Here is a 13,132-nt window from a genome sequence, read left to right on the forward strand (position 1 = left end):
CTTTTTCGGGCAGTCGGTCGTGCTGAGATCTGGGACTCGTCAATCGCCAGGCAGGTCAGTCGGCTTTGCCGTGCACCGCTGTGCCGCTGATGTAGAAGGACAGCGGGGTGCGGACTTCCGGGAACAGGAAGCGGTCCAGGCGGTCGAGCGTGAAGCCGGTGCGCTCGATTGCTGTTGCGGTGTCGCGGCCGGCGTGGCAGCCCCCGGACAGGTGGGGCCAGACGGTCGCGTCGAGAGCGCGCTGGACGCGCGCCAAGCCGGGCGACTCGGCTCGGACGTGTTCGAGGAAGCGCAGTTGCCCGCCCGGTTTGAGCACCCGCTGGATCTCCCGCAAGACCGCCGCCTGATCCCGTACCGAGCAGAGCACGAGCGACGCGACCGCCGCATCGGCGCTGCTGTCCTCGGTCGGTAGCCGTTCGGCGAGGCCATCGACGACTTCGACCGGTACCGGGGCCGACGCGGCAGCGCGCCGAGCGACCTGGCGCAGGTGCGGTTCGGGCTCCACGGCCAGGACGCGGGTCACGGTCGATGGGTAATGCGCGAAGTTGAGCCCGTTGCCTGCGCCGATGTCGATCACGGTCCCGGTGAGGCCGGCGAGCAGCGTCTTGCGGTGCGCGGCCATGCCGCGGCGCTCCATGGCCTGGCTCAGCCGGCCGTACAAGCGTGCGAAGACGGGGTGGTGGACGGGCATGCGATCACCATGCCACCTGCCGCCCTGCCGGTCCACCAGAGTCACACGGCCCCCTATCGGCTGTTCAAGCCGCTTGGGCGGCCGTCCTCCCGCAATGCTGGTGATCCTGACCGCGCGCCACGAAGAGATGGACGTGGTGGTGGGACTGGAGGCCGGCGCCGACGACTATCTCACCAAGTCCGGCGCACGGCGCTCTTCGCTGGCGCTTTCCGAGATCATACGGCCTCATCTGCGACGATCACTCGTCAAGCTGCGTCAGGCTCCGTCACACTGCGTCGGGTTCCGACCGTTCTCGGGGCTCAGTGCACATACTTCCCCCACGCTTCGCCCCCCACACGACTGGATGCAGCGGGGACTAATCGCGCTCGGCTCCATCCGGCCAGATGACGGTGACCGGGAGATCACGCTCACGAGCGGCATCCACGACATCGGCAGTTCCCCCGTAGCCCCGAGCGGGCTTGCCGTCCCACACTGCGACGAGGCGATCTGCCGACTCGATTATTTTGACGCTGGCGGCCATGTGGGACTCGGATGTGGACTCGGGGAAGTCGAGCCAAATGATCTCCGAGGCGCGGCCGAACAGTTCGTCGTAGTGGTGTGGTGGTCTTCAGGAAGCTTCTCGCGATAGTTCGCCGCCGGAACGATCGTCACACGCCCGCTGGTACTGGGGGTTCAAGCTTTACCTGGTGTGCAGCGGGGACGGGGTACCAATCACGTGGTGCCTGGCCAACCCCAAGATCGGCGAACGCGAGGTGCTGGCCGCGCTGCTCGACCACAACCACCACCTCATCCGCGACGGCCAGATCTTGCTGGCTGACAAGGGATTCTCCGGCGAGGAGCTCAAGAAGCTCACCGAGCAGATGACGCTGCGCTTACTACGCCCGGACCGCAAGGACGATACCTACCGCAACGGCAACCTCGTACTGGCCATGACCGCCGCCATCTGGCACAACTGCACAACCGGCGCGAGACGACCTCTGGCCGTGGTTCGTGCGTCGTGTCGGGCCGCCGTCGCGGACGCTCGCAACCGGACTTTCCGCTACCGACCCCAACGCGGCTCCGCGGCGAAGGTCGCCACCTGGCCGTGAGTGATTTTGGGTGCCATAGCACCGGAAAACGCTCACGGGCGTTGGGCTGGGCGGATCCGCGAGGCCTGCAGGTTGTGCAGGCGACGGTCACTGGGGTGTCCACGATGGATCGCGGTTCGGCGGCGATGCGGGACGCCGTCGCCCCCGGATCGCCTGCGGGCACCAGGAGGACGACCTCCTCGGCGTGCATGCCGGCGAGCGCGGCGCACCTGCCGGCCGCCACCGCCAGCCGCGTGCGGGGCACCCTGTCGGCGTGCGCGATGAGCACCGCGTGCGGCTCGACGAGGTCCAGTCCGAGCCGCACGGCGCGGGCGAGCAGCGCGCCCGGGTTACGGTCGGGCGAGGTCAGCAGGTCGGTGAGCAGCTCGCCGCGCACCTCGTCCTCCGCTTTCGCCACAGATCGGCGCAGCATCAGCAGCAAGGCGGTGACCACCGCCGCCCGCTCGAAAAGCCGCCGGTCCGCGTCGACCAGATCCGCCCGCCCGACCAGCACGATGCTGCCGAGCAGTTCCGGTCCGGCCTGCACCGCGCACACCCAACCGTCCTATGTGGACACTGCATGACCGGCTGCCCGAGACGTCGCGACCACTTCCGCCGGCGGCTCGGGCGGCGCGGAGCCCGAACCCGTCAGCAATGAGTTCACTGTCCGTTCGCTTCAGGCCGGCGAGCGAGGGCATTCCTCGGCGCACCGGTGGTGTCGACAATCCCCACGCGGGGAATGACGCCGCAACTATCATCGTCCACGGTGGACGTTGTTCGACATGAACGAGCGCTACCGGCCGCAGTGGGCCGGTAGCGCTGGCGGCGGGTCACGCCTCCAAGCGGTCTGGTGTGGACGGCGAGCCGGAAGAAGCCGGAACCGTGCGGCGGGGCATCAGCGCCAGGGCGATCAGCGAGATCACCGAGCACAGCACGATGTACCAGCTGATTCCCGCACTGGAGCCGGTGGACTGCAGCAGGGCTGCGGCGATCAGCGGTGCGGGGCCGCCGGCGATGACCGAGGCGAGCTGGTAGCCGAGTCCGGCGCCGCTGTAGCGGATGTTGGTGCCGAAGCTCTCCGCGATCAGCGCCGCCTGCGGGCCGTACATGATGTCGTGCACGATCAGCGACACGACGATGGCCAGCAGCACCAGGCCCGAAGACCGGGTTTCCAGCAGGGCGAAGTACGGGAAGGCGTACAAGCCGGTGCAGACGATGCCGATGCCGTAGATGAGCCGCCGGCCGAAGCGGTCCGACAGGTGTCCGAACAGCGGCACGCTGATCAGGCCGACCGCGGCGGCGACCAGCGTGGCGTTGAGTAGTTCGCTGCGTGGCATCTCCAGGTGCTTCGTGCCATAGGTCAGCACGAACGTGATGAAAAGGTAGAACGGCGCCTGCTCGGCCAGCCGCACGAAGGCGGAGGTGAGGATTTCCTTCGGGTGGTTGCGGATGGCCGCCCACACCGGCTGCTTCTCGACGGCCTGCTGCTTCTTGACCTCGGCGAAGTCGGGGCTCTCCAGCACCCGCATCCGCACCCACAGCCCGACCCCGATCAAGACCACGCTGAGCAGGAACGGCACCCGCCATCCCCATGACTCGAACGCGTCGCCGCTGGCCGCGCTGGACACCCCCACCGCGGCGGTTGACAGCAGCAGGCCGAGCGGTACGCCGAGTTGCGGCATGCTCGCCATCAGGCCGCGGCGGGACGCTGATCCCCATTCCATGGCCATCAGCACCGAGCCGCCCCACTCGCCGCCGACGCCGATGCCCTGCATGATCCGCAGCACGACCAGCAGCAGCGGCGCGGCCACGCCCAGCGTGGCGTACCCGGGCAGCAGGCCGATCAGCACCGTGGCGATGCCCATCAGCAGCAGCGTGGTGACCAGGGTGGCCTTGCGCCCGATCCGGTCGCCGTAGTGGCCGAAGATCGCGGCACCGACCGGCCGCGCGGCGAAACCGACGAACAGGGTGCTGAAGGATTCCAGCACGCCGGCGCTCGCCGAGGAGCCGGGGAAGAAGATCTTCGGGAACACCAGCGCGGCCACGGTCCCGTAGAGGAAGAAGTCGTACCACTCGATGGTCGTGCCGACCGTGCTGGCGATCACGGCGCGGCGGCGGTGGGTCCGATGGGAATCGGTGCCGTTCGGCATGGCAGCCTCCATTGGCTAAGCCACTGAACCAACTGGTCCGACAGCCTGCAATCCCGCGCGCAGGCTGTCAAGGGGACCGAGCGCCCTGTCCGACTCGTTGCCTTCCGCCCCATCGGTCACTCGAATTCCCGAGGACCCGCCCATGCGCCGCTGATGGACACTGTGGACAGTCAATGCCTCATTCGCGGTCATCGGCGGCGGCCAGGCGCTTGCGCAGCACGTCGAGCTGGTTGCGGAGTTCGGCGGGCAGCTTTTCCCCGATGCCTGCGAACCATTCCTCGATCATCGGGATCTCGGCACGCCATTCGTCGGTGTCGACCGCGAGTGCCGCGTCGACGTCGGCGGGATCGCCGTCGAGACCCGCCAGGTCGAGGTCGGCCGCAGAGGGGACGAGCCCGATGGGCGTGTCGGCGGCGTCGGCGGTGCCCTCGATGCGGTCGACGATCCACTTGAGCACTCGGGAGTTCTCGCGGAACCCGGGCCACAGGAATCGCCGGTCCTCGCCGCGGCGGAACCAGTTGACGTGGAAGATCTTCGGCAGCCTGGCGGCGTCGGTGTGCTCGGCGATGTGCAGCCAGTGCCCGAAGTAGTCGCCGGCGTGGTAGCCCATGAACGGCAGCATCGCCATCGGGTCGCGGCGGACGACGCCGACCTTGCCGGTGGCCGCGGCGGTGGTCTCCGAGGACAGCGTGGCGCCCATGAACACGCCGTGCGACCAGTCGCGGGACTCGGTGACCAGCGGGACGGTGGTGGCTCGCCGGCCGCCGAAGAGGATCGCCGAGATCGGCACTCCCCTCGGATCGTCCCACTCCGGCGCGACGATCGGGCACTGCTCGATGGGAGTGCAGAACCGGGAGTTCGGGTGGGCGGCAGGTTCGCCGGTTCCGGGCGTCCAGTCGCGGCCCTTCCAGTCGGTCAGGTGCTCCGGCGGTTGCTCGGTCATGCCTTCCCACCAGACGTCGCCGCCGTCGGCGAGGGCCACGTTGGTGAAGATGGTGTTGCCCTGTTCGATGGTGCGCATGGCAACGGGATTGGTGTGGTAGCCGGTGCCCGGCGCGACGCCGAAGAACCCGAACTCGGGGTTGACGGCGTGTAGGCGCCCGTCGTCGCCGAAGCGCATCCAGGCGATGTCGTCGCCGAGCGTCTCGGCCTTCCAACCGGGCACCGTAGGCTGCAGCATCGCCAGGTTAGTCTTGCCGCAGGCGCTGGGGAAAGCGGCGGCGATGTAGTGGACGGTGCCGTGTGGCGAGGTGAGTTTGAGGATCAGCATGTGCTCGGCGAGCCAGCCCTCGTCGCGGGCCATGGCCGAGGCGATCCGCAGCGAGTAGCACTTCTTGCCCAGCAGCGAGTTGCCGCCGTAGCCGGAGCCGAAGCTCCAGATCGCGCGTTCCTCGGGGAAGTGGCTGATGTACTTCGTCGTGTTGCACGGCCACGGCACGTCGGCCCGGCCGGGTTCCAGCGGCGATCCGACGGAATGCAGGGCCTTGACGAACTCGCGTTCGCGGCCGTCGGCGCCGATGAACTTCCCCAGCGCCCCGGCGCCCATCCGGGTCATCACGCGCATCGAGAGCACCACGTAGGCGGAATCGGTGATCTCCACGCCCAGTTTCGGGTTGTCGTCGTCCAGGGGGCCCATGCAGAACGGGATGACGTACATGGTCCGGCCGGCCATGCTGCCCCGGTAGAGCCCGGTCATGACGGCCTTCATGTCCACCGGGTCCATCCAGTTGTTCGTGGGCCCGGCGTCCTCCTCGCGGCGGGAGCAGATGAAGGTGCGGTCTTCCACGCGTGCGACGTCGCTGGGATCAGATGCGGCCCAGAACGAGTTCGGCTTCGCCGACAGCCGGACCAGGGTGCCCGCAGCGACGAGCTCGGTGGTCAGCCGCCGCCACTCCTCGTCGGAGCCATCGCACCACACCACCCGCTGCGGGGTGGTCAGCTCCGCGACTTCCCGAACCCACTCCAGCAGCGGCCCGTGGGTGGTCGGCGCCTGGTCCAGGCCTGGGATCGCGGTGGTGGTCATCGTGGTTCTCCTCGCGGCGGTGCGTCGAACGGGAGTGAGCGGCGCGTGCATGCGGCCCCTGCAGGAGCCTCAACGCGTCGTGCACGACGACCACCGGTGCGCACATCAGGAACGCGGGACGGCTCTGCTTTCGTCCGGTTCAGCGGCGACCTCATGTTCGATCCTCGTGCGTCGGGCCCACCCTGCGGGTGGCGTCGATGTGCTGCGCGGTCAGATCCAGGAGATTGCGCAACCGCCCGTCGTGCAACCGGACCGCACGGCCGTGCCCGGCCCATCGTCCCCGCAACAGCCGCGGCGTTCACCGGCCTAAGGTCCCCTAAAAGGCGAATCCGCTATCGCGTTCGAACCCCGTCGACCGCGATTCGCAGGTCCAGCACTCGGGCCGGTGGGCTTGAGTCACCTCGACGAGTGCGAACAGGATGATCGGGACCGAAGACGCGGACTTCGCTCGATCCGATGCCGATCCTCGACACGTGCAGGCGTCCGTACGACGACGTCTGGCTCGACTACCAGCACGAAATCGCGCTGCGCCACACGCAGGCGAAGAAGGACCAGATCGACCACGTCAACGCGGTCGATCGCGTACCGCTGCGCCACATCATCGCGTTCATCTACCCGATCACGGCGACGATCCGCCCGTTCCTGAGCGCGAAAGGACACGACCGGGACGATGTCGACCGCAGGTACCAGGCCTGGTTAAAGGCGGTAACGCTACAGGTTGCGCTCTGGAGCCGCCCGTACGCACGCGAAGGCGACTGGTCTCGTGACCGCGCCATTGCTGTCGAACATGCTCCTGCCGCCCGGCTGCTCGCTCGCCTTGAGCGCGAGGCGGCCGTAGGCTGGCGGTTGGAGTTTTGTCGTTGTTTTCTCGTTCTGGGGCTATGGTGGCCGGTCGTATGACACACAGGCGGGTGGGCAACCTTCCCGCTGAGCGGACGAGTTTCGTTGGGCGTCGGCAGGAAATTGCCGATGTCCGGGAAATGCTGTCCCGCTCCCGGATGGTGACCTTGCACGGGGTCGGGGGTGTCGGCAAGACCCGGCTGGCGCTGCGCGCGGCGGCCCAACTGGGCCGGACCTACCGGGACGGCGTTTGGCTGGTCGAGTTGGCCGAGGTGCATGAGGACGAACTGGTCGTGCACACCGTCGCCCAGGCGTTGGGCATCCAGGACTGGTCCTCCCGCGGCGTGGAGGCCGTGCTCGCGGATTACGTCCGGGACAAGGACATCCTGATCGTGCTGGACAATTGCGAGCAGGTGCTGGGCGGGTGCGTAAAGGCGTGCACCGTGCTGCTCGACGTCGCCCCCGGGTTGCGCGTGCTGGCCACCAGCCGGCAGCCCCTCGGCGTGTACGGCGAGCACGTGCTCGTGGTGTCCACCCTGCCGGTGCCCGAACCATCCGAGGTGGACCGGCTCGCGGGCGCGGAGATGCCCAACTCGGTTCGGCTGTTCGTCGAGCGCGCCTCGGCTGTGGGCTTCCAGTGCGCGCGGGGCCATGCGGTCGCCGTCGCGAAGTTGTGCCGGGAGCTGGATGGGATCCCCTTGGCGATCGAGTTGGCGGCTGCCCGCACGCGGTTCTTCTCGGTGGAAGAGATCCTGGCCCGAATCGGGGACCGCTTCCGGTTGCTCGCCGGCGGCTCCCGCACGTCGGCGCGGCATCAAACGCTGAAGGCGACGATGGACTGGAGCTACGAGCTGTGCTCGGAAGAGGAGCGCATGCTCTGGGCCCGGATGTCGGTCTTCGCCGGTGGGATGGATCTCAAGGCCGCGGAGGACATCTGCAGCAGTGCCGATCTCACACCGGAGCGGGTTCTGGATCTGACGGCGTCGCTGGTCGACAAGTCGATCCTGATCCGCACGGAGGTGCCCGCCGGCAACGGCACCGCTACCCGCACGCGCTACCAAATGCTGGCGACTGTCCGCGAGTACGGACTGAGCTTGCTGGGCGAGAACGAGAAGCAGCAACTCCGCCAACGGCATCGGGACTGGTACCTGAGCCTGGCGGAACGATGCGCTCGCGAATGGTTCGGTCCGGATCAGCTCGAGTGGCGTGCGCGCATCACTGCCGAGCACGACAACGTGAGGGCAGCACTGGAGTTCTGCGCAACGCAGCCCGGGCAGGTGCAGGCGGGGCTGCGCCTGGCGGGAGCGCTGTGGTTCTACTGGACGGCTTGCGGGTTCATCGCGGAGGGGCGGAAGTGGCTCGACCGCCTGCTGGCGCTGGATTCGCGGCCGACCGAAGCCCGGGCGACGGACCTGTGGGTCTGCAGCTGGCTGGCCTCCCACCAGGGCGACCTGGCGTGGGGGCGGGCTACGGCTGAACGGTGCAGTGCCCTCGCCGAAGAACTGCGGGATCAGGGCCTGGCCGCCTTCGGCATGCACCTGAGGGGCGTCGCCGCGATGGCCGAGGGGGACCTGGCGGAGGCACGCGAGCTGTGCCTGCAGGCGTGGTCGCGGCACCGCACGCACGACACGATGACCAGCCCGATGGTGATGTCGCTGTTCCAAGCGGGGCTGGTGGCGTGCTTGCAGGGCGAGCCGGACCAGGCGACGGCGGATGTCGGGGAAGTCCTGCGGATCACGGCCGAGGTCGGCGAATCGTGGACCCGTTCGTGGGCGCTCGTGGTTCGAGGCCTTGCGTGCTGGATGCGGGGCGATCCCAACGCCGCCGTTGCGGATCTGCGGGAGAGCATCGGCTTCAAAGCACGCCTCAACGATCTCTTCGGCCTCGGGGTTGCGGTGGAGGTCCTGGCGTGGTCGTACGTTTCCCTGGGCGAACACGCTCAGGCCGCGAGGCTGTTCGGCGTCCTGGAACGCATCTGGCCGCTCGTCGGGATTCCGCTGCTGGGTTCGCAGCAGTTGCTCGACTACCGGAAGAAGGCTGAAGGCGAGGCCCGTGCGGCGCTGGGCGAGAGCGCGTTCGGCGAGATCTTCGCGGAAACCGCGAAGCTGCCGCTGGAGCAGGGACTCGCGATGACCATCCGGGGCAAGACCCGATCGGCTCCCGCGGCGCGCCCGGAAGCCCGCAGGCAACGGCCGGGCTGGCCGCTGACGCGCCGGGAGCTCCAGGTCGCCGAAGCCGTCGCCGAGGGGATGTCGAACAAGGCGATCGCGGCGCAACTGGTGATCAGCCAACGCACCGCGGAGACGCACGTCGAGCACATCCTCACCAAGCTCGACTTCGGCTCGCGCACCCAGATCGCGACCTGGGTGGCGGCGCAACGAAACTCGGAGGGCACGACCTAGAGGGTGAGTGGCCGACGCCGCAACCGATGCTGGTGGGCACGTCTGCCGATGGCCACCTTCGCGTGGCGGATGAACACCCGTGAGTGTTTGTGGGTGCCATAGCACCCACAAACACTCACGGGTGTTCTCTGCGAGTGGCTGAGCTTGGGTGGCCGACCTGGCAGCCGCGCTTAACCGGCTAGGTCATCGTCGATTTGACGCAGAGTGCGATCACGAGGGTGTCCAGGTCGGTCTTCACAAACGGATCATGGACGCTCTCGCCTCATGCCCGCAGGAATTTGGACTTACTCGTCTAATTAGCCGCCGACGCTCGGTCAGGCGGACGCCAGTCCGATCCCGGTGGGCGCGTTCTCCTCGCCACGCATCTGGCGCAGCACGGTCTCATTGTCGAAGTAGATGCGCTCCGCGAACAGCTTCTCCGGGGCGTCCGCGTGGAAGAGGTAGAACGCGGCCAGCTCGAACAAGACCGGCCGCCCCGCTGGTGGGATACCGCAGTAGTCACCTCGGTGCGTCCCGCTGATCGTCACCTCGCGGACCGAGGAGCCGGGCGTGTCGTACTCGGCGTTCACGGTGATCCGGAAATCCGGAACGGCTGTTTCCAGCACCTGGTAGAAGTCCTGAACGCCCTGGAACCCTTCGTACCGCGTGCTCAGCGGCACGACGTCGTAGAAGGCGTGTTCGTCCTGGACGAAAGTGCCGTACACGCGCGGCCAGTCGTGGGAGTTCTCCGCATCGATGTGCTCGGCGATCGTGCGGCGCTGCAATTCGATCCGCTGTCCATCGCTAATCGCCACGTCGGCCCCCCGGGTTGCTCGGCCACGGCTCGACCTCTGCAGCCGAGGCTACCTGCCGGGCACCCGTTTCCGCAGGTGACCGGCCACGCTATGGTGGCTGCACCCGGCACCGCGAGGCGCGCCCGGTGCAGAGGGAAAAGTCCCGAAATAGGTAGGCGCTACGTAGTCCTCCCGTGGTTGCCAGGGCCTCGCCGGGCGAAGCTGGTGCAGTACCGACCGAACTGCAACCCAGGAACCGCCCCGATGTACGCAACCCGAACCACCGCCGCGAAGCCCACCGGGGCTCCGGCGATTCTCGCCTTCCGACCGCCCGAGCCACGCTCCTCCTCCCACGAACCCCAACGGCCACACGTGTACCGCAACCTGTTCATGGGCACTTGGATCTGCGACCAGGAGGGCACTCGAGCCAACCCTGGTCCGGACAAGGCCCGGACGGTGCACCGGACGCACCACGAAGCGCTTCGCGCCGCGATCGGCGTGGAAGTCCCGCAACATCGACTGAGTGCGTGACTCCGAAGACGGCCGCACGCAGACCCCGACAACAGGTAGCCCGAGCCATGTTCTTGAACCAGTGCACCGAAGAAGACCTCGACAACCGCGCCCGACGCGCCGAGCACCACATGAACCTCGCCCTCGAAGCACGGCGGTGGAACCTAGCCCAGCGCTACCGCTTCGAGATGCTGGCAGTGGCGGCGGAATGCGACCGCCGGGGCCCGAAACCCGACTGGCAGTCCTGAGACCAGGGCGCGAGCCGGGGCCGTTCCATCTCGAACAGCCCTGCGTCCGCGTCGTGCAGGCCGGTCGAAGCCAAGGCCACGACGAGCGGTCGTGCAGAACGGACCTTGGACCCTGTGAGGGCGCGGCAGTCCGCCGGATGGTTGTGGCGTTCGCGCCCGGCGGAAACGGCGGTGCCGTCCGCGCCCGAGGATCGAGGACCAGCCATGGCAAGCTCACCGACCGCCCAGCCGAAAGCGTCGACACCGGCGTCGAAGCGAGCCAGCGAAACCGGCGCTGCCCCGCACGATGCCGCACGTAGTGCGGGTGAAGGCCCGCTCGCCGTGGAGAGGCACGTCGTACGGGTGGAAGTACCGGGAATGGGGACCATCCCGCTTCCCCCGTTGAACGAGCTCGCCTACCTGACCGGGGTAGTCGTCCTGGCCAGTACCGGGCTGATGTCGTGGCCGGTGGCGTTGACCATCGGAGCGGGCCATCTGCTGGCGCACAACCGGCACATCCAGCTGCTTCGGGCCTTCGGCGAGGCCCTGGAGGAGGCTTGACCGCATCCCCAGCCATCGGCAGGCGCTGCGCTTCGGTGGGGGCCATCGAGCAATCGCGCGAGCGCGGGTGTCAGGAGTTGCGCGGGGTTACCAGGCCTGATTCGTAGGCGAGGACTACGAGTTGGGCGCGGTCGCGGGCGTGGAGCTTGACCATGGCCCGGTTGATGTGGGTTTTCGCGGTCAGCGGGCTGATTACCATGCGGTCGGCGATCTGGTCGTTGGACAGGCCCTGCGCGACCAGGGCGACGGCCTCGCGTTCGCGGTTGGTCAGTTCTTCCAGCCCCGTACCGGTGACGGTGGTGAGCGGCTGGGTGACGTACCGGTTGATCAGCCGACGGGTGATCGACGGTGCGAGCAGGGCGTCGCCGCGCGCGGCGACGCGCACGGCGTGCAGGAAGTCTTCCGGCTGGATGTCCTTGACGAGGAATCCGGCCGCGCCGGCGCGCAGCGCGTCGAAGATGTATTCGTCCAAGCCGTAGTTGGTCAGGATGACGACGTGCACCCCGGCCAGGGCCGGGTCCGCGGCGATGCGCCGGGTCGCCTCGATGCCGTCGACGACCGGCATCTGGATGTCGATGAGCGCGATGTCGGGCAGGTGTTCCCGGGCCAGCGCCAGGCCTTCGCTGCCGTCGGCGGCCTCGGCCACCACCTCGATGTCGTCCTCGATGTCGAGGAGCGCGCGGAATCCGCTGCGGATGAGCGGTTGGTCGTCGACCAGCAGGACGCGGATCATGACGTTCGGTCCACGGGAAGTTCGGCCTGCACGGAGAAGCCGCCCTCGTCGCGAGGTGCCGCTCGCAGGCGGCCTCCGAGGGCGGTGACTCGTTCGCGCATGCCGAGCAGCCCGACGCCGGGCACCGGTGTGGTGTCCGGCGTGGCCCTGCCGTCGTCGTCGACCCGTATGACCAGGGCGTCGGGGCGGTAGTCGATCCGGACCGACGCGGTAGCGGCGGCGGCGTGCCGGGCGATGTTGGTCAGCGACTCCTGAACGATCCGGTAAGCGGTCCGGTCCACCGCGGACGGGACGTCGTTTCGTGGTCCCTCGATCGTCAGCTTTGCGTCCAGGCCGGTCGTGCGGGCCCGTTGCACCAGTTCCGGGACGTGGTCGAGCCCATGCGGCGGGTTCTTGTCGTCGTCGCGCAGCGCCTCCAGGGTCGCTCGCAGTTCCCGGGCCGCCTCACGACCGGCCTCCCGGATCGCCAGCAGGGCCTCCGGCACCTGTTCACCCCGCTTTCGGGCCAGGTGGACGGCGACTTCGGCCTGCACCTTGATGACGGAGATCTGGTGGGTGAGCGAATCGTGCAGTTCCCGCGCGATGTGCAGCCGTTCCTCGTCGGCGCGGCGCCTTGCGGTCTCCTCGCGGGTGCGCTCGGCCTCGTCCGCCCGGCGTTCGGCCTGTCGCAGCGCTTCACCCGCCGCGCCGGCGGCGATCAGCCATGCCAGTTGCAGGACGTTCCGGGACTGCGTGAACGCCTCGCCCACGGGCCAGTCGTGGGGAGAGGTCAAGATCGCGAGCGGAAGAGCAGCCAGCATGATCACCGAACCCGCCACCGCGACGATGCGGTGTCCCGCCCGCACCGCGGAGTACACCGCGAACAGGTACGCGATGACCGGCACCTCGAAACCGACGGCTTGGTAACCCAACGCGCACAACGCGGTCACGGCCAGCACGGTGAGCGGAGCCCACCGGCGCGCGGCCAGCGACAGACCGCCGGTTACCAACAACGCGTACCCCAGCGGGTCCAGATCCGTAGCGGGATGTTGTCCGGACAGCCCGGCGACCAGCAGGGCCGCCGCCACGCCGGCGGCGATCACCCAGTCCCTGACGCCGATCCGTCCGCCGCTCATGCGTGAACCCTAGCCAGCTGTTCGCGCGGGCGACTCCCGC

The 13,132-nt window shown here is 68.4% G+C and carries 13 protein-coding genes and 1 pseudogene; 6 read left to right on the forward strand and 8 right to left on the reverse strand.

Annotated features, from left to right (window positions below; all coding sequences use genetic code 11):
* Window positions 1-55: 55 nt before the first annotated feature.
* Window positions 56-691, reverse strand: coding sequence for a class I SAM-dependent methyltransferase (locus FDZ84_RS22015; protein WP_168587449.1), 636 nt, complete (start codon window positions 689-691; stop codon window positions 56-58).
* Window positions 692-1,046: 355 nt separating this feature from the next.
* Window positions 1,047-1,211, reverse strand: a complete 165-nt coding sequence (locus FDZ84_RS37880; RefSeq protein ID WP_210435043.1) for a hypothetical protein — start codon at window positions 1,209-1,211, stop codon at window positions 1,047-1,049.
* A gap of 166 nt (window positions 1,212-1,377) precedes the next feature.
* Here FDZ84_RS37880 and FDZ84_RS39105 point away from each other — a divergent pair, with 166 nt between their 5' ends.
* Entirely contained in the window at window positions 1,378-1,779 is a 402-nt protein-coding gene (locus FDZ84_RS39105; protein ID WP_246868338.1) for a hypothetical protein, read from the forward strand.
* Between the two features lie 82 nt (window positions 1,780-1,861).
* On the opposite strand, the pseudogene FDZ84_RS39110 reads toward FDZ84_RS39105, so the two are convergent.
* The 3 genes and pseudogenes from FDZ84_RS39110 to FDZ84_RS22045 form a co-directional block, all read right to left on the reverse strand.
* A pseudogene (locus tag FDZ84_RS39110) lies at window positions 1,862-2,410 on the reverse strand (diguanylate phosphodiesterase); the annotation flags it as partial.
* Between the two features lie 178 nt (window positions 2,411-2,588).
* Window positions 2,589-3,908, reverse strand: coding sequence for an MFS transporter (locus FDZ84_RS22040; protein WP_168587451.1), 1,320 nt, complete (start codon window positions 3,906-3,908; stop codon window positions 2,589-2,591).
* A 178-nt stretch (window positions 3,909-4,086) separates the two neighbouring features.
* Window positions 4,087-5,931 (reverse strand): phosphoenolpyruvate carboxykinase (GTP), encoded by a 1,845-nt coding sequence (locus FDZ84_RS22045; RefSeq protein ID WP_168587452.1) that lies wholly within the window; start codon window positions 5,929-5,931, stop codon window positions 4,087-4,089.
* Between the two features lie 456 nt (window positions 5,932-6,387).
* On the opposite strand from FDZ84_RS22045, the gene FDZ84_RS22050 reads away from it, so the two are divergent.
* Together FDZ84_RS22050 and FDZ84_RS22055 are read left to right on the forward strand one after the other, a co-directional pair.
* On the forward strand, window positions 6,388-6,831 hold the full coding sequence (locus FDZ84_RS22050; RefSeq protein ID WP_246868339.1) for a protoglobin domain-containing protein: 444 nt from the start codon (window positions 6,388-6,390) through the stop codon (window positions 6,829-6,831).
* Complete coding sequence (locus tag FDZ84_RS22055; protein ID WP_168587453.1) at window positions 6,828-9,173, forward strand: LuxR C-terminal-related transcriptional regulator; 2,346 nt, start codon at window positions 6,828-6,830, stop codon at window positions 9,171-9,173. Before FDZ84_RS22050 ends, FDZ84_RS22055 begins: the two co-directional genes overlap by 4 nt.
* 314 nt (window positions 9,174-9,487) lie before the next feature.
* Here the strand turns inward: FDZ84_RS22055 and FDZ84_RS22060 are convergent, their stop codons facing one another.
* On the reverse strand, window positions 9,488-9,967 hold the full coding sequence (locus tag FDZ84_RS22060; RefSeq protein ID WP_168587454.1) for an ester cyclase: 480 nt from the start codon (window positions 9,965-9,967) through the stop codon (window positions 9,488-9,490).
* A gap of 243 nt (window positions 9,968-10,210) precedes the next feature.
* On the opposite strand from FDZ84_RS22060, the gene FDZ84_RS22065 reads away from it, so the two are divergent.
* From FDZ84_RS22065 to FDZ84_RS39115, 3 genes are all read left to right on the forward strand, one after another.
* Window positions 10,211-10,477, forward strand: a complete 267-nt coding sequence (locus FDZ84_RS22065) for a hypothetical protein (protein WP_168584114.1) — start codon at window positions 10,211-10,213, stop codon at window positions 10,475-10,477.
* A 47-nt stretch (window positions 10,478-10,524) separates the two neighbouring features.
* Window positions 10,525-10,704 (forward strand): hypothetical protein, encoded by a 180-nt coding sequence (locus tag FDZ84_RS22070; RefSeq protein ID WP_168587455.1) that lies wholly within the window; start codon window positions 10,525-10,527, stop codon window positions 10,702-10,704.
* Between the two features lie 204 nt (window positions 10,705-10,908).
* Window positions 10,909-11,244, forward strand: a complete 336-nt coding sequence (locus tag FDZ84_RS39115) for a hypothetical protein (RefSeq protein ID WP_246868340.1) — start codon at window positions 10,909-10,911, stop codon at window positions 11,242-11,244.
* A gap of 70 nt (window positions 11,245-11,314) precedes the next feature.
* Here FDZ84_RS39115 and FDZ84_RS22080 read toward each other — a convergent pair whose 3' ends face one another.
* Window positions 11,315-11,977, reverse strand: a complete 663-nt coding sequence (locus tag FDZ84_RS22080) for a response regulator transcription factor (RefSeq protein WP_168587456.1) — start codon at window positions 11,975-11,977, stop codon at window positions 11,315-11,317.
* Window positions 11,974-13,092 (reverse strand): sensor histidine kinase, encoded by a 1,119-nt coding sequence (locus FDZ84_RS22085; RefSeq protein ID WP_168587457.1) that lies wholly within the window; start codon window positions 13,090-13,092, stop codon window positions 11,974-11,976. Before FDZ84_RS22085 ends, FDZ84_RS22080 begins: the two co-directional genes overlap by 4 nt.
* Between the last annotated feature and the right edge of the window lie 40 nt (window positions 13,093-13,132).

Source organism: Saccharopolyspora sp. ASAGF58 (assembly GCF_012277335.1).
GTDB lineage: Bacteria > Actinomycetota > Actinomycetes > Mycobacteriales > Pseudonocardiaceae > Saccharopolyspora > Saccharopolyspora hattusasensis.